The sequence below is a fragment of the Bacillus sp. J33 genome (assembly GCF_000518885.1).
Lineage (GTDB): Bacteria > Bacillota > Bacilli > Bacillales > Cytobacillaceae > Cytobacillus.
Genome location: NZ_JAEL01000023.1, coordinates 24,743 through 47,387, shown reverse-complemented (window position 1 = coordinate 47,387; position 22,645 = coordinate 24,743). Strand labels below are relative to the sequence as shown.

The 22,645-nt window shown below is 40.7% G+C and carries 15 protein-coding genes; 9 read left to right on the top strand and 6 right to left on the bottom strand.

What is annotated here, in order from left to right; genetic code table 11:
• Positions 1-34 precede the first annotated feature (34 nt).
• Positions 35-1,708, top strand: coding sequence for a glycoside hydrolase family 13 protein (locus L634_RS0109610; RefSeq protein WP_026582262.1), 1,674 nt, complete (start codon positions 35-37; stop codon positions 1,706-1,708).
• A gap of 257 nt (positions 1,709-1,965) precedes the next feature.
• The gene (treC, locus tag L634_RS0109605) at positions 1,966-3,651 is read left to right on the top strand and encodes an alpha,alpha-phosphotrehalase (RefSeq protein ID WP_026582261.1); all 1,686 of its coding nucleotides are present in this window, start codon (positions 1,966-1,968) and stop codon (positions 3,649-3,651) included.
• A 390-nt stretch (positions 3,652-4,041) separates the two neighbouring features.
• On the opposite strand, the gene L634_RS0109600 is transcribed toward treC, so the two are convergent.
• Positions 4,042-5,259 carry a NupC/NupG family nucleoside CNT transporter gene (locus L634_RS0109600; protein ID WP_026582260.1) on the bottom strand — a complete coding sequence of 406 codons (1,218 nt, stop codon included), beginning with the start codon at positions 5,257-5,259 and terminating at the stop codon, positions 4,042-4,044.
• A gap of 189 nt (positions 5,260-5,448) precedes the next feature.
• Positions 5,449-6,324 (bottom strand): metal-dependent hydrolase, encoded by an 876-nt coding sequence (locus L634_RS0109595; RefSeq protein ID WP_026582259.1) that lies wholly within the window; start codon positions 6,322-6,324, stop codon positions 5,449-5,451.
• A 184-nt stretch (positions 6,325-6,508) separates the two neighbouring features.
• Here L634_RS0109595 and L634_RS0109590 point away from each other — a divergent pair, with 184 nt between their 5' ends.
• The 7 genes from L634_RS0109590 (at position 6,509) to L634_RS30925 (ending at position 18,312) form a co-directional block, all read left to right on the top strand.
• Positions 6,509-8,086 (top strand): peptide chain release factor 3, encoded by a 1,578-nt coding sequence (locus tag L634_RS0109590; RefSeq protein WP_026582258.1) that lies wholly within the window; start codon positions 6,509-6,511, stop codon positions 8,084-8,086.
• Positions 8,087-9,049: 963 nt separating this feature from the next.
• Complete coding sequence (gene nhaC, locus L634_RS0109580; RefSeq protein ID WP_026582256.1) at positions 9,050-10,447, top strand: Na+/H+ antiporter NhaC; 1,398 nt, start codon at positions 9,050-9,052, stop codon at positions 10,445-10,447.
• Between the two features lie 226 nt (positions 10,448-10,673).
• Positions 10,674-13,967 carry an efflux RND transporter permease subunit gene (locus tag L634_RS0109575; RefSeq protein WP_034262395.1) on the top strand — a complete coding sequence of 1,098 codons (3,294 nt, stop codon included), beginning with the start codon at positions 10,674-10,676 and terminating at the stop codon, positions 13,965-13,967.
• Between the two features lie 262 nt (positions 13,968-14,229).
• Positions 14,230-14,703 (top strand): hypothetical protein, encoded by a 474-nt coding sequence (locus L634_RS0109565; protein WP_026582254.1) that lies wholly within the window; start codon positions 14,230-14,232, stop codon positions 14,701-14,703.
• Between the two features lie 355 nt (positions 14,704-15,058).
• Positions 15,059-16,339 (top strand): DUF5667 domain-containing protein, encoded by a 1,281-nt coding sequence (locus L634_RS0109560; protein WP_026582253.1) that lies wholly within the window; start codon positions 15,059-15,061, stop codon positions 16,337-16,339.
• 120 nt (positions 16,340-16,459) lie between these two features.
• Positions 16,460-17,206 carry an RNA polymerase sigma factor SigI gene (gene sigI / locus L634_RS0109555; RefSeq protein ID WP_026582252.1) on the top strand — a complete coding sequence of 249 codons (747 nt, stop codon included), beginning with the start codon at positions 16,460-16,462 and terminating at the stop codon, positions 17,204-17,206.
• Positions 17,203-18,312 carry an anti-sigma factor domain-containing protein gene (locus L634_RS30925; protein WP_051428301.1) on the top strand — a complete coding sequence of 370 codons (1,110 nt, stop codon included), beginning with the start codon at positions 17,203-17,205 and terminating at the stop codon, positions 18,310-18,312. Before sigI ends, L634_RS30925 begins: the two co-directional genes overlap by 4 nt.
• 41 nt (positions 18,313-18,353) lie before the next feature.
• On the opposite strand, the gene L634_RS0109545 is transcribed toward L634_RS30925, so the two are convergent.
• The 4 genes from L634_RS0109545 to L634_RS0109530 all read right to left on the bottom strand — a co-directional run bounded on the left by L634_RS0109545 (position 18,354) and on the right by L634_RS0109530 (position 22,635).
• A complete protein-coding gene (locus L634_RS0109545; protein WP_009331086.1) occupies positions 18,354-18,554 on the bottom strand; it encodes an alpha/beta-type small acid-soluble spore protein in 201 nt (66 codons plus the stop codon).
• A gap of 109 nt (positions 18,555-18,663) precedes the next feature.
• Positions 18,664-19,989, bottom strand: coding sequence for a (Fe-S)-binding protein (locus L634_RS0109540; RefSeq protein WP_026582251.1), 1,326 nt, complete (start codon positions 19,987-19,989; stop codon positions 18,664-18,666).
• Positions 19,986-21,398 carry a glycolate oxidase subunit GlcD gene (gene glcD, locus L634_RS0109535; protein WP_026582250.1) on the bottom strand — a complete coding sequence of 471 codons (1,413 nt, stop codon included), beginning with the start codon at positions 21,396-21,398 and terminating at the stop codon, positions 19,986-19,988. Before glcD ends, L634_RS0109540 begins: the two co-directional genes overlap by 4 nt.
• Before the next feature lie 118 nt (positions 21,399-21,516).
• The gene (locus tag L634_RS0109530) at positions 21,517-22,635 is read right to left on the bottom strand and encodes a CdaR family transcriptional regulator (RefSeq protein ID WP_026582249.1); all 1,119 of its coding nucleotides are present in this window, start codon (positions 22,633-22,635) and stop codon (positions 21,517-21,519) included.
• Between the last annotated feature and the right edge of the window lie 10 nt (positions 22,636-22,645).

The window sequence follows — 22,645 nt, the reverse complement described above, 5'->3', positions numbered from 1 at the left end:
TTTTAGATTAGCTAAAAATATAGGAGGTTGCCAGATGAAGAAGCAATGGTGGAAGGAAAGTGTTGTCTATCAAATCTATCCTCGCAGCTTCATGGATAGTAATGGCGATGGTGTGGGAGATCTTAAGGGAATCATCTCCAGGCTTGATTACTTAAAAGAGCTTGGAATTGATGTTGTCTGGCTTTCCCCGGTCTATAAATCACCTAATGATGATAATGGCTATGATATCAGCGATTATCAGGATATTATGAGTGATTTTGGAACAATGGAGGATTGGGAAGAACTTCTTGCTCAGATGCATAAAAGAGGCATTAAGCTAATTATGGATTTGGTTGTGAATCATAGCTCAGACGAGCATATTTGGTTTGCTGAATCGAGGAAATCCAAAGACAATCCATACAGGGATTACTACATATGGCGTGAAGGCAAAAACGGAAAAGAACCGAACAATTGGGGAAGCAATTTTGGCGGATCGGCTTGGGAGCTTGATGAAAATACTGGTGAATACTATTTGCATCTGTTTTCGAAAAAACAGCCTGATTTGAATTGGGAGAATCCGAAATTAAGAAATGAAATCTACGGCATGATGACATGGTGGCTTGACAAAGGCATTGATGGATTCAGGATGGATGTCATCAATTTCATTTCCAAAGTGGATGGCCTTCCTGACGATGTACCGAAGTCTGGAAAAAAGTATGCTTCAGGCAGCAAGTATTATCGCAATGGACCAAAAATCCATGAATACCTGCGGGAAATGAATGAAAAAGCCTTATCCAATTATGATGTTATGACTGTAGGCGAAATGCCGGGTGTTACACCTGAATGGGCCAGACAGTATACAGGAGAAGACCGGAACGAACTAAATATGGTCTTTCAATTTGAGCATGTAAGCCTCGATAACGGACCAAATGGCAAATGGGACCTAAAGTCCCTGGATTTGCGGGATTTAAAGGCCAATCTCACAAAATGGCAAAATGAATTGGATGAAGCTGGCTGGAATAGCCTTTATTTTAATAATCATGATCAGCCGCGCTCTGTTTCCAGATTCGGCGATGATGGGGAGTACCGGGAAAAGTCTGCCAAGATGCTAGCAACGCTTCTTCATATGATGAAGGGGACACCCTTTATTTATCAGGGCGAGGAAATCGGCATGACCAATGTCCGCTTTGAAAGCATTGAGGATTATAGGGATATTGAAACCTTAAATTTTTATAAAGAGGCGTTTAGTGATGGCTGGACGGAGCAAAAGACCATGGAAAGCATCTATGCAAAAGGACGTGACAACGCAAGGACACCCATGCAATGGGATTCTTCAACGCATGGCGGTTTTACTGAAGGAACACCTTGGATTAAAGTGAATCCCAATTATAAAAATATTAATGCGGCACAGGCGCTTAAAGATCCGGACTCTGTTTTCCATTATTATCGCAAGCTCATAGAACTTAGAAAGCAGCATGAAATTATTGTCTACGGAAAATATAACTTAATCCTGGCGGACCATCCGGAAGTTTATGCCTATACTAGAACCCTTAGCGGCCAGACACTTCTTGTTGTATGCAATTTCTATGGCAGTACCCTTGAAGTTGAAATTCCAGCTCATGTACAGGGAAACAGCCAAGAGGTGCTGATCGGGAATTATAAAGATTTTCATGTTAGCAGAACAATCAAGCTGAGGCCGTATGAAGCACAGGTCCTTGTCTTTACATAAGGCTCTTTTCTCATAAATTGCTGTTTTACTTATAAATACTGCCCATTGATTTCCGTTACGGGCAATTGCTTTCCGCGGGGAGGAATGAGAGTTTCCTCGGCTCGCCTATGGGGGGTCTTCCACTTCCTCTCTTCCACAGGAGTCAAGTGATCTCAGCTACAATCAACTCAGTTGGTTAAACTTAGTTAGCCCCTGAAAAGCAACGAACTTTACGAAAAGAGCCTTAAATAAAAATACTAAAAACAGGTGTGATTGAAATGAAACAACCGTGGTGGAAAAAAGCAGTTGTATATCAAATTTATCCAAAAAGTTTTAACGATACGACCGGAAATGGAGTGGGGGATATTCCCGGTATTATAGCCAAATTGGATTATTTAAAAGAATTAGGGGTCGATGTTGTTTGGCTGACGCCGATTTATAAGTCTCCACAGCGTGATAACGGCTATGATATTAGCGACTATTTCAGCATCCATGAAGAATATGGAACAATGGAGGACTTTGACAAGCTCTTGGAAGAGGCACATAGCCGTGATATTAAAATTATCATGGATATTGTTGTGAACCATACTTCTACTGAGCATGAATGGTTCAAGGAAGCAAAAAAATCAAAGGACAATCCTTATCGCGATTTTTATATTTGGAAGGATCCGAAAGCGGATGGAAGTGAACCGACAAACTGGGAGTCTAAATTTGGCGGAAATGCCTGGGAGTATGATGAAAAAACAGAACAATACTACTTGCATCTCTTTGATGTTACACAGGCTGACTTAAATTGGGAAAATGAAGAGCTTCGACGCAAGGTCTATGACATGATGAAGTTTTGGTTTGAAAAAGGGGTGGATGGCTTCAGACTGGATGTCATTAATCTAATTTCAAAGGACCAGCGTTTTCCTGATGATGACGGCTCTGTACCGCCAGGCGATGGCCGCAGGTTTTATACAGATGGACCTCGTGCCCATGAATTCATGCACGAAATGAATCAAAATGTCTTCTCTAAGTATGATAGTATGACGGTTGGAGAGATGTCCTCCACAACGATTGACCATTGCATCATGTATTCAAACCCTGAGCGTGAAGAATTAAGCATGACATTTAATTTCCATCATTTGAAAGTGGACTATCCAAATGGAGAGAAGTGGGCTTTGGCTGATTTTGATTTCAGTGCATTGAAACAGATCTTATCAAAGTGGCAGACTGAAATGCATAAAGGCGGCGGATGGAATGCGCTATTCTGGTGCAATCATGACCAGCCTCGCGTTGTTTCCAGGTATGGAGATGACCAGGAATATCACCGCGAATCCGCAAAAATGCTGGCGACAGCGATTCACATGATGCAGGGAACTCCATATATTTATCAGGGAGAAGAGATTGGCATGACCAACCCTGGCTTTGACAGCATTGATGAGTACCGGGATGTTGAATCATTGAACATTTACAATATCCTGCGTGAGAAGGGGATGCCTGAACAGGAAATTATTAAGATATTAAAAAGCAAATCCCGTGATAACTCCCGTACGCCTGTACAATGGGACAGCTCATCTAATGCCGGCTTTACAGAAGGGACGCCTTGGATCAGCGTTGCGCCTAATTACAAGGAAATCAATGCGGAAAATGCATTGAAAGACAAAGATTCCGTATTTTATCATTATAAAAAACTTATCCAGCTTCGTAAGCAATATGACATCATCACATATGGAGATTATGAGCTGATTTCCAAAGATCACCCTGATATATTTGCATACATCCGAAATGGAGAAAATGAAAAGCTCGTTGTGGTAAATAACTTCTACGGTAAAGAAACATCATTTACTCTGCCAGCTGGAGTTGATTTAGCTGGGTATAATTCAGAAATCCTGCTATCCAATTATAAGGGTTCACCTTTAGCTGACCAGGAAATCAAATTGCGTCCGTATGAATCAGTTATTTACTATTTGAAAAAATAAAATAAAAATCCTCCTGCTACTGGGAAGCAGGAGGATTTTTTCCTTTTGAAGGCAGATGTTTTGGATATTTCAATAAGGCTCTTTTCTCATAAACTGTTGTTTTTACTTATAAATTCTGCCCGTTGATTTCCGCTACGGGCACTTGCTTTCCGCGGGGAGGAATGAGAGCCTCCTCGGCTTCGCCTGCGGGGTCTCCCACTTGCCTCACTTCCCGCAGGAGTCAAGTGCCCTCCGCTACAATCAACTCGGTAGGTTAAATTAAGTTTGCAGTTAAAAGCAACAAACTTTACGAAAACAGCCTTCAATAAAGAAAAATTTATAATCAAAGAAAAGGTCCAATAATATTTAACGAATTCATCTATTCGGAAAGATACTGCTTATGGCAGCCGATTAAAACAGCATGCCGGCAATTGCAGCACTTAACATTGAGGCAAGGGCACCTGCAGCAACAGCTTTTAGCCCAAGGCGTGCAATATCAGGCCTGCGGTTTGGAGCCAATCCTCCAAGTCCCCCAAGAAGGATACCTAGTGAAGATATATTGGCAAAACCGCAGAGGGCAAAGCTGATAATTGCAACTGTTTTATCAGATAAGTTTGGTATCTCCGGAGCAAAAGAAGAATAAGCAACAAACTCATTCAATATTAATTTTTGGCCGATAAAGTTCCCTGCCTGCAGGGCCTCCTCCCAGGGAACCCCAATTGCAAACGCGAGCGGTGAGAAGATGTATCCCAGAATGGTTTCAAGGGTTAATCCCCCAAACCCAAACAAGCCGCCAACCCAGCCAAGCAGCCCGTTAATTAAGGCTACCAGGGCGATAAACGCCAGCAGCATGGCACCTATATTCAAGGCAAGTTCCAAGCCGACACTGGCTCCTTTTGCAGCAGCGTCAATAACATTGGCAGAATCCCTGTCTACTTCCATATCAAATTCCTTTGGTTCTTCTTTCTCTTCTGTTTCGGGGAGCATTATTTTGGCCAAAATTAATCCTGCTGGTGCAGCCATAAAGCTCGCTGCAAGCAAATACTCGAGAGGCACTCCAAGCAGGGAATATCCAATTAAAACTGATCCTGCTACAGACGCAAGGCCTCCTGTCATGACAGCAAATAACTCAGATCTCGTCATATTGGCAATATAAGGCCGAACAACAAGCGGCGCTTCTGTTTGTCCTACGAAAATATTCGCAGCAGCTGACATCGATTCAGCTTTTCTAGTGCCAAGAAGCCAGGAAAGTGCTCCGCCTAATATCTTAATAACAAACTGCATAACCCTTAAATAATAGAGCACTGAAATTAAGGAAGAGAAAAAGATAACGACTGGCAGCACCTGCAGGGCAAAAACAAAAGTGATGCCCGATTCTTCTGTAAAAAGGCCGCCGAACAAGAAGTTGATTCCCTGATTGGCATAATTAATAATGTCATTTATTTTCATAGTAAGCCAGTTCAGCGCATTTTTTCCTGTCTCCCATTTCAGTACCAGAAAGGCAAATATCAGCTGAATGGCAAGTCCCCCGGCTACAGTACGCAAATTGATTGCCTTCTTATTGCTTGAAAGCAAGAAAGCGATCCCTAAAACGACAATGATACCAAATATTCCCCATAGATAGTTCATCTTAACACCTCTTATATTATGTAGTATTCCTTGCAAAACAATTGGGCGGAGTGAATCGGCAATAATCCTATTCCCAAAAATCACTTCTTTAAAGCCTGCTAGTTTTATTATGTGCAAAAGGTGCAAATTCATGAAAAATAATATATCCGTACAAAGTTATATTTACTAAAAAAAGATGAGCACTTTGGCTCATCTCTTTGTGTTTTTCTCAATATATTCAAATAAAAAGGATTGGCCGTTTCTGTAAAAACGGGGATCATAGATACCAAGCCGCTCATCGTCGTCAACAATAACGACAAAGGGTGACCATTCGTAAAGGGTTTTCGCTTCAGGGCGCTGAGAGAACAATTTGTCCAAATCACCTGATTCATTTGATTCCAGTACATACTGAATTTCTTTTTCCTGAAATAAGTTATCTTTATAGATGGTAACTTCATCTTCTATTTTGGCAATGACTGAATAAGACCATGGAACAAAGTCTGCAGACAATGCCACTTGATCAAATTGGCCATCGTATTGCTTAAAGATCAGGAAACCCTGGGTGCTTTGGATAATCACATGGAGCAGCATAAAAGCCCAAGCCATTTTAAAGTAATAAGGTGACCTTTGCTTATTTCTCTTTGAGAATAGGAGGGCTCCACCAATAATTATCCAAAATACCAAATCTACGATCGGAATTGTTCCAAAAGTAATTCGCATATTTGAAAAAGGCTCAAGATATCCAGTGCCCCAGGCATTGAACAAATCGCTTGTATTATGTATGAAAACGGCGAGCCATCCGAGCAGGAAAACTTTCTTATCCTTTACCTTGAAAAACAGGACGGAAAAAAGGAAAAACAATAAAGCCCAGACCGGAGTAAGAAAAACTGAATGGGTAATTCCTCTGTGCCACATTTGATACAGCCCTTCGGTATCCCATAGACGGGAAATGACATCAATATCAGGGATTTGGCTGGCACCTACAGCAGTAAGCAAATAAGCCCTTTTATGATTTTTGTCCATATCCCTTTTATCAACTGCTCCGTAAAGGCTTAGTCCGAATAAAGTATGTGTAATGGTATCCATAGTTCAGCTTCCTTTATTTTCATATTGTTTAATAATTATAAGACGGAATATGGATTATAAAAAGAAATAAGCCTCCATAATGCGTTGCAAACTTTACTCCCGCGCGATAGAATTGAAGGTATTGCAATAATTAAGTTAGATTGTCCATTATTAAAATTTTCATATAAGTAAGTGAGGAACGATTATGCCCAAGAATTTTAAAGATGAAGTTTTATCCCGTCGCACTTTTGCGATTATCTCCCACCCGGATGCCGGGAAAACAACGCTGACAGAAAAACTGCTTTTATTCGGCGGCGCCATTCGGGATGCGGGTACGGTAAAAGGGAAAAAGACAGGCAAGTATGCAACTAGTGACTGGATGGAAATCGAGAAGCAGCGTGGAATTTCCGTTACCTCCAGTGTAATGCAATTTGAATATGAAGGTGCGCGAGTAAACATTCTCGATACTCCTGGCCACCAGGATTTCAGTGAAGATACCTATCGAACATTAACTGCGGTTGATAGTGCAGTCATGATTATCGACTCTGCCAAAGGGATTGAGGAGCAAACTCTTAAACTTTTCAAAGTATGCCGCATGAGAGGAATTCCGATCTTCACTTTTATGAATAAGCTTGACCGCCAAGGGAAGCCGCCATTGGAATTGCTTGCAGAATTGGAAGAAGTAATGGGGATTGAATCTTACCCAATGAACTGGCCAATCGGCATGGGTAAAGAGTTCCTTGGCATTTATGACCGCTTTAATAACCGTATTGAACAATTCCGTGTGGAAGAAGATGACCGTTTTGTTGCTTTAAATGATGATGGCGAAATTGATGGGGAACATACTTTAAAGGAATCCGGCCTTTATGATCAAACTCTTGAAGAAATTATGCTATTGAATGAAGCGGGAAATGAATTTTCCAGAGAAAAGATTGCTAACGGTGAATTAACGCCTGTATTTTTCGGAAGCGCCTTGACAAACTTTGGTGTACAGACGTTCCTTGAATCGTACCTGCAATTTGCACCGCCTCCTCAGCCGCGCAATTCGTCAGCCGGTGAAATTGACCCGCTATCAGAAGAATTCTCGGGCTTCATATTTAAGATTCAGGCAAATATGAACCCTGCACATCGTGACAGGATTGCATTTTTGAGAATTTGTTCCGGCCAATTTGAACGGGGGATGGCAGTCAATATTCCAAGGATCGGAAAGTCGATAAAGCTTGCACAGTCCACACAATTTATGGCTGATGACAGGAGCACTGTTGATTCGGCTGTGAGCGGTGATATTATCGGAATCTATGACCCGGGAACATACCAGATTGGAGATACCTTAACTGTAGGGAAAAATAACTTCCAGTACGAACGCCTTCCGCAATTTACACCAGAACTTTTTGTAAAAGTAACTGCGAAGAACGTCATGAAGCAAAAGCACTTCCACAAAGGCATTCAGCAGCTGGTGCAAGAGGGAGCCATTCAGCTTTTTAAAACTGTAAAAATGGAAGAATATTTATTGGGAGCAGTTGGACAGCTCCAATTCGAAGTATTTGAGCACCGCATGAAAAATGAATACAACACAGAAGTGTATATGGAAAGACTGGGCTCCAAAATTGCACGCTGGGTAGAAGAAGACGAAGTGAATGAAAATCTCTCCAGTGCAAGAAGCCTGCTGGTCAAAGACCGTTATGACAAAAATGTATTCCTATTTGAAAACGACTTCGCATTAAGATGGTTCCAAGAAAAAAATCCGGATGTAACATTATATAATCCTATGGATTCACAATAAAGAAATCGGCCTCTGAAAGGGGGCCGGTTTTATTTTTCTGGAACAGAGAATTAGATGGAAATTGAGAGGTGGAATTTTGGGCAACGGGCATGCCCTCCGAGAAAGAGGAGCCTTGTGAAAACGGCTCACCTCCGCGCTGCGCGAAAAGGAGCGAGAGCCGTGTGTACCCGGTATGCCCGCGTACAAAGAAAGGGGGATGCCCACGAAAAAGTAAACAGCCCGCGCAAAAGGAGCAAGAACCGCTCGTACCTGGTACGTCTGCACAAAAAGGAAGAGAAAGTGCGCGTAAACGGCTTACCCCCGTGCTCAAAAGAGCAAGAGCCGCGCGCACCTGGTACGAACGCGCACAAAGAAAGCGAAACCGCACGCAAATAGCTCATTTCACGCGTAAACGAACTAACTCGCGCGGAAAAAGACCACCTTCGCGCCAAAAATGAAAAAACTGCGTGTAAATACAATCAATCCAAGCAAAAATAACCAATGCCTGATTCCTTATTCTACTTATAAAACAATTTATCTGCAGTATAAAAATTTTTATCTGTCTTATAAAGAAGTTTATCCCGCTTATAAAAAACTTTATCTCTTTTATAGTAATCCGGTATATTCCTCTACCAAATTCACTTGACATTTATGTAAATAGATATTATAGTATTAACACACACGCTTTAACGCTAAAAAGCGTTTAAGTTTGAAAGTTACAGGTTGAATTAAAGAAAATAAACCATGTCCGCAGCTCATTAGATTAATTGCCGGCAGCAACTAGAGACTGGATGGGTGCTGAAAATCCAGGCAGCAATTAATTGAATTACAACTGCATTTAAAAAAGGACATTAAACATTTAAAGAGGATAAGCCGAATAGCGGCTTATCAATTAGGGTGGTACCGCGGAGCTCTTTCGTCCCTAAAGGAGAGAGGGCTCTTTTTGTTTGCTTGGATTTACAGATATTTAAGGAGGAATACACCATGCATCAGGACCATGCAGCATTGCGTATAAAGCCGTTGGAGGCATTTATTGTAACATTATTAATTTTAGCCGGGATCAGTTATTCAATTATTTTTTCTGGAGCAGTTCCGCATATCCCGGTTGTTTTTGCGGTTATGGGGTTATTTGCTTACGGCCTATTAAAAAAAGTATCTATTAAGGAGATGGAGAATGGGCTAATTGAAGGAGCCAAGTCGGGGCTTGGCGCCATTTTTATTTTTTTCTTCATTGGAATGCTGATCAGCAGCTGGATGGCAAGCGGCACTATTCCTACCTTTATTTACATGGCATTGGAAGCTGTTAATGGAAAGTTCTTTTATGCCATTGTATTTGTTGTAGCATCTATAATTGGCATGAGCATTGGAAGCTCGCTGACGACTGCTGCTACATTGGGTGTTGCGTTTATGGGTGTGAGCTCTGCCTTAGATCTGTCAGCAGCGATTACTGCAGGTGCAGTTATTTCGGGAGCGTTTTTTGGTGATAAAATGTCTCCTTTATCTGATACAACCAATTTGTCCTCTGCAACTGTAAAGGTAGATTTATTTGAGCATATTAAAAATATGGCCTGGACGACAGTTCCTGCTTTCGCTATTTCTCTCGTTCTCTTCGCAATATTATCTCCAGGTGAAGCGGCATCGGACTTTACAAAAATTGCCCAGTTGAAAAAAACGCTGATTGATCAGGGGCTTGTGCATTGGTACTCATTGCTGCCTTTTGCTATCCTCGCTGTTTTAGCTATTAAAAAGGTTTCAGCCATTATTACGCTTTCAGCTGGCATCCTATCATCACTGCTAATAGCAGTTTTTGTTCAGGACAGCTTTGGGGTACAAAAAGTAATGTCATTGCTTTTTTCAGGCTATGTCTCTAAAACCGGGTTAGAAGAAGTCGATTCCTTATTATCAAGGGGCGGAATGGAAAGCATGATGTTTTCTATTTCACTTGTGCTGCTTGCCCTTTCAATGGGAGGCTTATTCATTAAATTAGGAATACTGCCAGCTTTGCTTGAAGGAATTAAAGGCATGCTGGAACGGGGGCCAGCCTTGATTGCATCTGCAGCTGGTACAGCGATCGGGATTAACTTCCTGCTTGGAGAGCAATATCTCTCCATTCTTTTAACCGGCAATGCATTTCGGGAATCGTTTGAAAAATTAGGGCTGCATACGAAGAATCTTTCCAGGATTCTTGAGGATGCAGGTACTGTTGTTAACCCTTTGGTCCCTTGGAGTGTATGCGGTGTTTTCCTTACTGGTGTGTTAGGGGTTGAAACTGCATCTTATCTTCCATTTGCATTTTTCTGCCTGCTGAGCCCTATTATCACGCTATTCTACGGTTTGACTGGAATTAAAATTACGAAAGCTAATAAAAAAGCAGCTGCATAAAGCTGCTTTTTTTTTATTTCCTGGGAATTCACATTGTCACGTTTTTGCCACATATCAGAGCACACTCATTGCTTGCATAGTGGTAATAGCTTTTATATAGTTAAATTGGGTTTATTGGTAAATTTGTTTTCCATCGTGAATATGTAAGAATTTGATTAATAAAGTTGGATTCGTAATGGTGCGGAGAACTGGAATTAGTTTCAGCCATTGAAAGGAGCAGCGAAGAGTGCGTATAAGTGATTTTTCTATTAGAAGGCCAATATTTACATTGGTATCGATGTTTTTAGTGCTTATATTAGGGATTGTCTCCCTTTTGAACATCCCGTTAAAACTCATACCAGATATTAATCCGCCTGTAGGGGTTGTTGTTACTTCCTACCCTGGGGCCAGCCCTGAAGAGGTAGTAGAAAAAGTGACAAAGCCATTGGAAGAGAATCTCGCTACATTGCCGGGCATTAAAACTCTTACTTCGACCTCTCAGGAAAGCGCCAATTTTATTTTAATGCAATTTTCCTGGACGACGGATATTGATGAGATTCAGAGTGAGGTAATTCAGAGACTTGACCAGACTCAGCTGCCGGATGATGCAAATGATCCGCGGTTTATGAAGTTTGATCCATCCCAGTTTCCTATTATACAGTTATCTTTGAGTGCGGAGGAGGACGCTGAAACTCTTAGAAAACTTGCTGAGGAATTAAACCTGGAGCTTGCGAAGGTTGAAGGTGTGGCAAGTGTTAATATGTCGGGAACGGCTATTAAGGAAGTACGGGTTGAACTCGACCAGGAAAAGTTAAGGGATTATCAATTAAGCCAGTCTGATGTAGTAGATGTAATTCAAGGAAATAATATCTCGATGCCTGGAGATCCGGTGTTAACAGAAGGGAAAGAACTAACCACCAGAATTATCAGCAGCATTGATTCGCTTGAAACATTAAAGGAACTGACAGTCACGGTAAATCCTGCTAATGGTGAAAAGGTAAGCTTGCAGGACATTTCAAATGTGCAATTAACGAATCAGGATGATAGAACCATTACTCGAACAAATCAGTCGCCATCCGTATTGCTAAGTGTTCTTCAGCAGTCTGATGCCAATACAGCAGAAGTTTCAAAAGAGTTTATTAATAAATTGGATGACCTTCTGGAGAAAGAGCAATATGAAGACATAGAATCGGAAATTCTTTTTGACCAAGGAGACTACATTAATCTCGCCATTGGAAATATCTCAAACTCACTGCTTCTTGGCGGAGTTTTTGCCATGATTGTGCTCTTCTTCTTTTTGAAAAATGTTAAGAGTCCCCTGATTATCGGTATTTCTATTCCTTATTCAGTCATTTTTACATTTGTCTTAATGTATTTTTCAAATTTCACATTAAATATTATGACGTTAGGCGGCCTTGCACTCGGGATCGGGATGCTGGTTGATAACGCGATTGTGGTTATCGAAAATATATACCGTCATTTATCTATGGGGAAAGATCCCAAAGTGGCTGCCAGCGATGGTGCGAAAGAAGTTGGTTCAGCAATTACCGCTTCTACGTTAACAACTGTTGCAGTGTTTCTCCCTGTTGTTTTTATTACAGGTATCATTGGTGAATTGTTTACAGAGTTTGCACTGACAATATCCTTTAGTCTATTTGCTTCTCTGGTTGTTGCTCTAACGGTTGTTCCTATGCTTGCCAGCCGTTTATTAAAAGCTCCTAAATCAAACCTTGAAGCCAAAAGGCAGGAATCCGGCATTATCCAGCTGCTCGAAAAATCAATCAAGTGGTCATTGCGAAACCGCGCTGTGGTGATTGCGATTACCATGCTGCTTCTGGGAGCAGGAAGCTTTGGATTGACGACAGTCGGAACGCAATTTCTTCCAAATACGGATGAAGGATTTTTTACAGTCCGTATGGAACTGGAGAATGGTACTGCCTTATCTGAAACAGAAAAGGTTATTGCCGGAGTAGAGGAAGAACTTAAGGATGAAGATGAGATTGATACGTATGTCAGCCTGATTGGAACAACCCAGGAAGGCTCCTTCCGTGGTTCAACAAATGCCAATATTGCTGAGCTTTATATTAAGATGAAAGAATTGGACCAACGGGAACGGTCGACGTTTGAGTTCGTTGATGATGTTAAGAAGGATTTGGAAAAGGCAGCATCCAAAGTGAATGAAAGTGCAGTCCTATCCTTCAATATGCAATCTTCCTCAGGTACATCGCCGAATACACTCACATTCAGTGTACGTGATACAGATCCGAATCGTTTAAATGAGAATGTTGATAAAATCTACAGCGAATTAAATGAACTTGAAGATGTAACAGAACTATCCACAGATCTAATGGATACAGTTGAGGAAATCCAAATAACTGTAGATAGGGAAAAGGCACTCGAGCAAGGGCTGGCACCTGCGCAAATTGCGATGGCTGTAAATGATGTGACAAGAGGCAATCGTGCAACCCAAATGATTGATGATGAATCAAATATTTACGGCGTTTTTGTTGAGTATGATAAAGAAGTGACCCAGGACATTAATAATTTGAAGAACTTGCTCATTAAAAAGCCAGATGGCAATTATGTTTCTTTAGATGAAGTAACGAATATTGAGAGGGGAGAGGGACCTGTCAATATTCAGCGAATTAATCAGCAGGATGCGGTCCAGTTTACGCTGAAATACAAATCCTCGACAAATATGGGGGCTATTTCCAAAGAAGTGGACGAAAAAATTGCCGACCTGGATTTACCTGAAGAAACTCAGGTAGTATTCAGCGGGGACAGGGAGTTGCTTGAATCTTCCATTGATGATATGGCCTTGGCCTTTATCCTGGCAATCGTATTCATATACCTTGTTATGTCTGCACAATTTGAATCATTAAAGTATCCATTTGTAATCATGTTTACTGTGCCTCTTATGATTATTGGTGTGGCAATTGCTTTAACTGCAACCCGTACACCTATTAGCTTAACTGCTATTATCGGGATTATTGTACTTGCAGGTATTGTTGTTAATAATGCAATTGTCATCGTAGACTATATTAATCAAAAGAAAGAAAGCGGACTTAAGACCTATGACGCCATTGTAGTTTCAGTGAAAGACAGGGCACGGCCTATCCTGATGACAGCATTAACAACTATTCTTGGATTGATTCCTCTTGCTCTTGGCATTGGTGAAGGAACAGAAATCAATCAGCCTATGGGCATTACTGTGATTGGCGGTTTAATCAGCAGCACTTTCCTAACTTTGTTTGTCATTCCAGTCGTATACAGCTTCTTTGATAAAGATACAAGGCGGTTAAATAAAATGTATGCAACGCCTGAAGGCCATTTAGTGCCTGCATATTTGTTAGAAGAGAGAGTGGAAAGGGAAGAGGAAAGAGAAGAGAACAGGGCAGAAGAGGATAACGATCAATTTCCTGCTGCTGAACCCCGTCCATATAGCAGGAACGACATGGCAGCTATGCTTGAAGAATTATTAAAAATTGTAAAAGACGAAGATGGAGAAAAGAAAAGTCATAATCGGGATAAAGAATCTTGATAGGTGGGGCCCCTTTCATTTGAGAGGGGCTTTTTGGGGTCTTTTTGAAGCTGGAAAAATATTTTTTTGCAGTTTCTATTTGAATTGGACATATGTTAAAAGCCTTGCTTTTCTAGTATTAGAGTTCAACATGAATGTTTTATTTCAAATATGGGATAATATCTGTCAGTACGATTTCAGGAAATAAAATGGAAATATAATTGATAATTGGCTTGTAAACAGAACACAATAATACTATCGAATTGTAGCTGGTGATAAATGAATGAAAAATTTCAGTAAACTAGAAGCGGTTTTATGGAGTATTGCCTTGCCCGGTTTTAGCCAATTATTAATGGGGCAGCTTTGGAAAGGAACCTTATTTGTTGTGCTAGAATTTATCATCAATGTATTCAGCCATTTTAATTCCGCCATTATGCTCAGTTTTATGGGGGAGATTGACAGGGCCATCCATGTACTTAATTACCAATGGCTTATGTTCTATCCTTGTCTGTATATGTTTGCAATGTGGGATGCTTACCGAAGTGCAATGCCCAAAGATGAGCAATTGTCTTTTCTTCCCTTTGTATTTAGTGCATATTTTGTAACAGTCGGTCTTATGTATTCGACTAAGCTAAAATTATTTGGCGTTTTAATTGGACCAGTCTTTCTTCCTATGCTTTTTGTCATCCCAGGCTTATTAACAGGATTTAGTATTAGATGGCTGCTGTTAAAGTGGAGAAGATATTCTGTAAATTAGAGCATAGGGTCCTTAAGCCATTGATTCTTATTGCTGTGCCATCAAAACCAATCATTATTAAGAGCTTTAGCACACCAAAATGCTTTGGTGCTGTTAAAGCTTTTTCTCTTTCGTCAGGTGTTCCGAAGGCCTCGTCTAGAATCCGTACTTCCGTGCATCAGGGAATAAAATGCCATAACCACTCAAGGGAAGTGCGAAATCATTCCAAGGCTCTCCCGCTTTCTGCAAATGCCCAAATTATTTAACACACCTTTTTTTATAAAATTTATTAACACCCCCACAAACCCTCATCCTATTTTCGTAACCTTGTAGTGAACAAAGCGGGCCGCTTAAAAAAAACATGAGGTGAAACACATTGAAATTTTTATCCAACAAAGAAATGAATAAAATTGCAAAGAGCACACTGGCATTAGTAATTGCTGGAACATTCACATTCTCTGCTACAAGTGCTTTTGCAAATGAAAATACAGATGCAGATCTTGAAACAGTTGAACTGGAAACTGAAACATCAGTGGATTCAGACGCAGCAGCAGAAACTAATACAGACGCTGCAGAAGCAGTTGAAAATGCAGAAGAAAAGCTAGACGAGATTGAAACTGAAACGCCTTCCTTATTGCCTGGCAGCTTCTTCTATTTTGCTAAGCTTGCGCTGGAAAAAGTTAAGCTTGCTCTAACTTTTAATGATGTAAAAGAAGCTAAATTACTTGCTACATATGCAGCAGAGCGCCTGGCTGAAGCAGAAGCACTTTTTGCTGAAGGCAGCCAAGAAGAAGCTTTGGAAGCAATCGAAAAAGCATTAGAACATATGGAAAATGCAGACAGTGCAATTGAAGAAGATAAAGAATCTGATGATAAAGAGCCAAAATCCGAAGATGAGGCTACTGAAGACGCAGCAGCAGACGAAGACGCAGTAACGGATGAAGAAGCAGTTGCAGAAGAGGATGTAACAGCTGATGAAGAAGTGGCTGCAGAAGATGATGCAGCAGCAGACGATTCTGTGGAAGAAGTGAAAGAGCTTTTGGCTCAAAATATATTATCACTAGAAAAAAACCTTGCTAAGTTCAAAGAACAAGCCGGGGAAGAAATTGAGCAGGCTGAAGGAACAGCCCACCCGCGCATTGCTGCTATGGAAAAGAATATTGAAAAGTTCCGTACAAAACTTGCAGCTAAATTAGCAGAAATGGAAGAAGAGTATGCAGGAAGCGACGAATCTGAAGAAGTAACAGAAGAGGTTGCAGTTGAAGAGGAAACTGCTGCAGAAACGGATGTTGCTGTTGATACAGAAACAGAAGAAACGGCAACAGAAGAGGAAGATGATGCCGCTTTAGCTCCTGTTAAGGTATCAAAAGAAGCAAAAGATGCAGAGAAAGCTGTAAAGAAACAGGTCCATGCAGAAGCAAAAGCATTGGAAGCCCAAAAGAGAGAAGATGCTAAGGCAGCACGCGAAGCTGAAAAAGCAGCACGCGAAGCCGAAAAGCAAGCTGAAAAAGCAGCACGTGAAGCTGCAAAAACAGCAGCAAAAGAACAGCAGGCAGCAAAAGTTCAAGCAAAGCAGGAAGAAGCAAAGAGCAATGCCAGTAAAGGACAAGACAAAGCTGCAGAAGCTAAAGACAAAGGAAAAGAGAACAAAAACTAAGTTATGAACAAAGAGGAAAAGAAAGCACTTTCAGCTTTCTTTTCCTAATTCTTTAGCCACCCTTAAATAAACGGTATGGACATCGTATGATATAATGTGTTTTGAAAAGAGGTGAGGCTAATGCTAAGTTTATTGTTCATGGCTAAAAAACGGAAAAGATCGATTGAAGAAACGGTTGAGTTAATACAGCAGGGGGATGCAGTACTGCAAAATGATTTAATTGATTCGTATAGGCCATTTATAGCTAAAACAGTTTCATCCGTGTGCAAAAGATATATTCACGAATCTGATGATGAATTTAGCATTGGCCTTATTGCTTTTAATGAGGCGATTCAAAAGTACACTCCGGAAAAAGGAAGCTCACTTATCAGCTTTTCCGAAGTATTGATCAAAAGGCGGGTCATTGATTATATTCGCAAGCAGGCAAAATATCAAAGCCTTAGTTTTGATGGCAGTTCTATCACGGATGAAGATGAGTCTGCTGGTTCCTCAATTGAAGATGAATTGTCGATTGAAGATTTCAGGAAAAAAACAGATGATGAACTGAGAAGAGAAGAGATTCTTCAATTTACACAAATTCTTCAGCAATTCGATCTCACCTTCAGCGACCTGATTGAGCAGTCTCCAAAACATGCAGATGCCAGAAAAAATGCAATGGAAGTTGCCAGAATTCTTGTCGAAAATGAAGAGCTGAAAACGATTCTTATTGAAAAGAAAAGGCTTCCGATTAAACAATTAGAAAGCTTTGTGTCGCTCAGCAGAAAAACAATAGAGAGAAACAGAAAGTACATCATTGCCATCTCATTAATTTTAGCTGGTGATTATGTATATTTAAGGGATTATATCAAAGGGGTGTTGGAAACGTGAAAACTGGAATTATAATGGAAATCAACGAACGGTTTTTAACGCTGTTAACCCCGGAAGGTGAATTTCTGCGTGCCCGTAAACAGGACCGGGTATACGTGATCGGACAGGAAATTGATTTCTTCCCATTAGAACAAGAAAACGGAAAAAAGTCATCTTCTTTACCTATTTTTAATGTACTTAGAGGTAAAGCCATATTTGCAGCAGCTTTTGCGCTTCTGTTAGCAGTCGTTTCATTTTTGCCGTTTTATCAAAGCGAAGAAGTTTATGCATATATGTCGATTGATGTAAATCCGAGCATTGAATTAGGGGTCAATGAAAAGCATCAGGTAATTGAACTCGTGCCCTACAATGAAGACGGAAAGCTTATTGTAGAAAAAATTAAGAAGTGGAAAAAAGAAAATATCCAGGCTGTAGCAGAAAAGATTCTCCATCAATTAAAAGAACAGGGTTATTTAAAGGAAAATAATGAGATGGTTATTGCCGCAGTCTATGCAGATGAGGAAAATAAAGAAGATGATGTCTTTCAGGCAGAACTAACAGAAATAAAAGAAGCTGCACAAAAAGAGCAGCTAGAAGTTACTTTGATTGAAGCCAGTGAAGAAGATAGAGAAAAGGCAGTTGAAAAGGGGATCACTACAGGCTTATACAAAGAAAATCAATTAAAGGCAAACAGAAAATCTTCTGAGAAAGAAAAAGCATCTTCTGAAAATGCGACTGTTGAAAAAGAGGTAAGCCAAGAAAAAGACAAAAAATCTGCAGAAACTCCGCCAGGCCAATTTAAAAAACAAGAAAAGCCTGTTCCTGCTGCAGCAAACATGGATAAACCTAAAACACAGATAGAAAAAACACCTGCTCCGGGTCAAACAAAGAAAATCGAGCAGCAAAAAGCTAACCAAAATCCCAGCGATAAGAGCAATGGGAATAATAATACCCAAAACAACAAAGGGAATAGCGATAAAGAGAATAACGAAAAAAAAAATGAGTCAAACACCCATTCCAAAAATAATAAAGTTCAGTTAAGCAATAAGAACAATAGTGAAAGCAAAGGAAATGGCAAAAAGCCAGAGAGCTCTGCTAAAAACAAAGAAAAGAATAATAAACAGTAAAGTCCGGAATTCTCCGGACTTTTTCCATTTATATAAAGTTGTTATTGATTGTTTTGGCCGGACATTTGAGCTTGAGCTTGCTGAACAAGTCTTTTTGTGATTTCTCCGCCCACAGATCCGTTTGCCCGGGATACAGTATCAGAGCCTAATTGAACACCAAATTCCTGGGCAATTTCATATTTCACCTGATCCATATATTGTTCAATGCCAGGTACCAATAATTTATTGCTGCTTCGTGCCATTGTATTCAACTCCTTTTAATGATCTACAGAGTTTCTGCTCTCTGTATTTGTAGTATGAATAATTAAGGGAGTTTCATAAGTGGTAATTTTTTTCGCGAAGGAATTTTTATTAGCCTCCAGCGGCTTCTAAAAGCAAATCTGCTATGTGAACAGCTTTTACTTTCCCGGATAATCCTTCCCGTTCAATGCCAAGTTTCATTTGCAAAAGACAGCCAGGATTAGCTGTAACAATAGTTTGAGCATCTGTTGATTTCGCCTGAATCATTTTGTGGTCTAAAATTTGCATAGACATCTCGGACTCGACAATATTATAAATCCCGGCTGAACCGCAGCATCTGTCTGCATCCTTCATTTCCCTAAACTCAATTCCATTAATGGATTTAAGCAGAATTCGGGGAGCATTTTCGGTCCTCATGACGTTTCGCAAATGGCAGGAGTCCTGATAGGTTATAACCTGGCGTGGAAGGTTGAGCTTTGCTTTCAAATGAAAATCAAGTTCATAAAGAACCTCACTGATATCCTTCAGCTTTTGAGAAAACTTCCTAGCCCTGCCTTCCCATTCAGGATCATCCTTGAGAAGGTGTCCGTAATCAATAAGAAAAGCACCGCACCCGCCTGCATTTGTAATAATATAATCAACATTTAGTTTTTCAAAAGCTTCAATATTCCTTTTTGCAAGTTCTTTGGCAGATTGTTTTTCACCGCTATGTCCGTGCAGTGCCCCACAGCATGCCTGATTTTCAGGTATCACAATATCGCAGCCAGCGAGCTGCAGAAGTTTTAAACTTGCATTATTGGTTTTTAGAAACATCGTATCCATTAAGCATCCAGTAAAGAAGGCAGCTTTCTTTTTAGGCGTGTCCCTCGGAGATAGGTGTGTTGGCCGATTCTTCATTTCTTTCATTGTTGGAACATTGGGCAACACTTTTTCCATTGTCGCCAGGTTTTCCGGCAGCCATTTTAGCATTCCCGATTTTCTGGCAAAAGATTGAAGCCCAGAACGCTGATAAAATCCCAGAAGACCCATTGCGGTTCTCATTCTCTTCTGATGCGGAAAAAGCTCATTAAAAACCAATTTGCGGACAGCCTTTTCAGGAAGTGAGTGGTTTTTGTTCTGATTTATAATATCTCTTGCTTCCTCCAACAGGTGGCCATACTTTACGCCAGACGGACATACAGGCTCACAGGCACGGCAGCCTAGGCATAGGTCCAGGGAACGTTCAACATCTTCATCAGGTTCGATAAGTCCATCTGCTACTGCCTTCATCAGAGCGATTCGGCCTCTAGGGGAATGATTTTCTTTATAGCCTGACTCAATATATGTGGGGCAGGAGGGAAGGCAAAATCCGCAGCGCATACAATTTAGCAGCTCATCCTCATCCATCCGTTCCATAAATCCTTGCTGTATGATTGCTTGTTCTTTCTCTGTTGTCATTTTGTAACCACCACTCGTTTTCTGCTGTCCTTGGCAAATACTTTCCCGGGATTCAAAATATTATTCGGGTCAAGAGCAGCCTTAACTGCCTTCATCGCTGCAATTCCTTCTTTACCGAGCTTAAGTTCGAGATAAGGAGCCTTCATAACTCCTACTCCGTGTTCTCCAGTAATCGTGCCGCCAAGCTCAATTGCCTTTATGAAAATTTCTTCAAATGCTTTTTCTACGCGCTCCATTTCATCATGGTCTCTGGCATTTGCAGGGCACGTAGGATGCAGATTCCCATCTCCGGCATGGCCAAATGTGCAGATCGAAAGCCTGTATTTATCTGAGATTTCGTTGATTGCTTTTACCATCTTGGCAATTTCCGACCTTGGGACTGTTGCGTCTTCAAGGATTGTTGTCGGCTTTAAGCGGGCCAGGGCTGATAATGCCGCACGGCGGGCAGTCCTCAAGCTTTCAGCCTCACCTTCCGATTTTGCTACTTTGACTGAAACAGCTCCATGCTCTTGGCAGATTTCAGCCATTTTCTGCATATCTCTTTCTACAACTTCCAGCGGACCGTCCTGTTCAATCAGAAGCACTGCTTGAACATCTGTAGGCAGTCCTATTTGGGCAAAGTCTTCAACAACTTTTAATGTAGGCTGATCCAGAAATTCCAGTGTAGCCGGAATAATTTTTTGTGAAATGATCTTAGATACTGATTTAGCAGCTTCTTCCAAATCCTGATAAAGAGCCAGCATGGTCTTTTTGGTTTCAGGCAGTGGGATTAATTTTAATATTGCTTCCGTAATAATCCCCAGAGTTCCTTCCGATCCTACAAGTAACCGGGTGAAATCATAGCCTGCCACATCCTTTGCAAGCTTTCCTCCGGTTCTGATAATATCCCCATTGGCCAGGACTGCTTCCAGCCCAATCACATAATCTCTGGTTACACCATACTTTAAACCTCGAAGCCCTCCTGAATTCTCGTTGATGTTGCCTCCTATAGTGCTGATTTTCATTGAACTTGGGTCAGGAGGATAAAAAAGCCCTCGTGCTTCAACCTCATTTATCATATTCAGTGTAATGACACCTGGCTGCACAGTTACCGTCAGGTTTTCTTCATCAATTTCGAGAATTTTGTTCATATGCCTGAATAGAAGTACTATGCCCCCATCTGTTGGACATGTACCCGCACAAAGATTGGTTCCGGAGCCTCTCGCTACTATGGGTAAATTGCTGCTGTTGCAAATTTTTACTACCTCTGCAACTTCATATTTATCTCGGGGACTGATGACAGCGTCTGGCATGGATTGAAAGTTAGGGGTGGCATCATAGGAATAAACCAGGCGCCCAGCTTTTGAGTCATCAAAATTTTCAGCGCCAACAATGGCTTTTAATTTATCTTTAATATGGCTGTCGATCATTCATGTTTCTCTCCCTTAAAATGTACTGGTGAAGCTGAATAGCTAAGTATATAATTTCAGTATAAAAAAAAGCAGGTAAGCCCTGCTATAGATAAAAGTATGAAAAATAACAACACATTTAGGGATTTTTTGTACCTTCCTCTAAAAGTCTAATGGCTAAATACAATTTAATAAGATCCTCAATATTTGAAGTGTTCAAGCCGGATAGGTCATGTATCTTTTTTAGCCGGTAATGCAAAGTATTAATATGTATGTGCAGGGCTTCAGCAGTATTTTTAAGAGAATGGTTTTGTTTGAATAACTCTTGGATGGTTAACATCAAATCTTCTTCATGAATAATTGGACTTACAGTTCTATTAATAAAATCTTTTTTTGTTTCATGAGAGAGGTCATCAAATATCATTTCCATTGTCAGATCTTCATCGAAAATGATTTTTCCTCGGTCTTTTGCTATTTTTAAGGCACGTTCCGCCTGCCTGAATGCATCAGCCATATTGGATGGGGAAACGGGCTTCCCTGTGCCCATATAAACTTGTCTCAATAATAGACTTTCCAAAAAACGGTGGAAGCGGGCAGCTTTCTCTTTTAGGTGATAATGATTGTTAGTGGAGGAGGCCCCTGCTAAAAGGACAATCCTGTCATTTCCCCACCGAATTATTAAATCGTCCCGGCTGGCCTCCTTCCAGGATAGGATTGTATTCCAGAGGTCTCTGTTCATCAATTGGTGGCTCTGTTTAAATTCAGCTATGGAGACTTGCCTATCAATTGAGAGATTGATGTTAAGCAAATGCGCCCGTTCTCTAAAGGAAGGGTCCCATTCTTTAGTCTGGAGCCAGTCAAACATAAATCCTTCAAGCGCTCTGGCTTGCCAGTCCAGCTGATCTGCATAATAGCTTTCGCTGATAAATAACTCTGTCAATTTCCTAATAATTTCCCCATATGGAGAAACCTTTTCAGGAATCCCGGTAATCCCTATAACACCAACCGTTTCGCCTTTAAAGAATATGGGGAGATTAATGCCTGCTTTTACCCCCTTCAGTCTTGTTTGGTCTTCTTTCGTTATGATTAACTTGTCTCGGGTTTTTATTGTAATCAGAGCACCTTCGTGAAAGGTTCCGATTCTGCTTGTATCCGTACTTGCAATGATGACGCCGCATGTATCGGCAACAATGATATCTTCATGAAGAAATTTACGTACTTCGGCAATGATTTTTTCTGCAAGATCAGGCAATAGCATGTTATATATC

What these genes read in the sequence shown, in the direction of transcription:
- L634_RS0109545 (WP_009331086.1), bottom strand. Translation starts at nt 18,554, where the DNA reads ATGGCACGAAGCAGCAATAAATTATTGGTACCTGGCATTGAACAATAT.
- L634_RS0109540 (WP_026582251.1), bottom strand. Translation starts at nt 19,989, where the DNA reads ATGACAACAGAGAAAGAACAAGCAATCATACAGCAAGGATTTATGGAA.
- L634_RS0109590 (WP_026582258.1), top strand. Translation starts at nt 6,509, where the DNA reads ATGCCCAAGAATTTTAAAGATGAAGTTTTATCCCGTCGCACTTTTGCG.
- sigI (WP_026582252.1), top strand. Translation starts at nt 16,460, where the DNA reads ATGCTAAGTTTATTGTTCATGGCTAAAAAACGGAAAAGATCGATTGAA.
- L634_RS0109600 (WP_026582260.1), bottom strand. Translation starts at nt 5,259, where the DNA reads ATGAACTATCTATGGGGAATATTTGGTATCATTGTCGTTTTAGGGATC.
- glcD (WP_026582250.1), bottom strand. Translation starts at nt 21,398, where the DNA reads ATGATCGACAGCCATATTAAAGATAAATTAAAAGCCATTGTTGGCGCT.
- L634_RS0109530 (WP_026582249.1), bottom strand. Translation starts at nt 22,635, where the DNA reads ATGCTATTGCCTGATCTTGCAGAAAAAATCATTGCCGAAGTACGTAAA.
- treC (WP_026582261.1), top strand. Translation starts at nt 1,966, where the DNA reads ATGAAACAACCGTGGTGGAAAAAAGCAGTTGTATATCAAATTTATCCA.
- L634_RS0109565 (WP_026582254.1), top strand. Translation starts at nt 14,230, where the DNA reads ATGAAAAATTTCAGTAAACTAGAAGCGGTTTTATGGAGTATTGCCTTG.
- L634_RS0109610 (WP_026582262.1), top strand. Translation starts at nt 35, where the DNA reads ATGAAGAAGCAATGGTGGAAGGAAAGTGTTGTCTATCAAATCTATCCT.
- nhaC (WP_026582256.1), top strand. Translation starts at nt 9,050, where the DNA reads ATGCATCAGGACCATGCAGCATTGCGTATAAAGCCGTTGGAGGCATTT.
- L634_RS0109595 (WP_026582259.1), bottom strand. Translation starts at nt 6,324, where the DNA reads ATGGATACCATTACACATACTTTATTCGGACTAAGCCTTTACGGAGCA.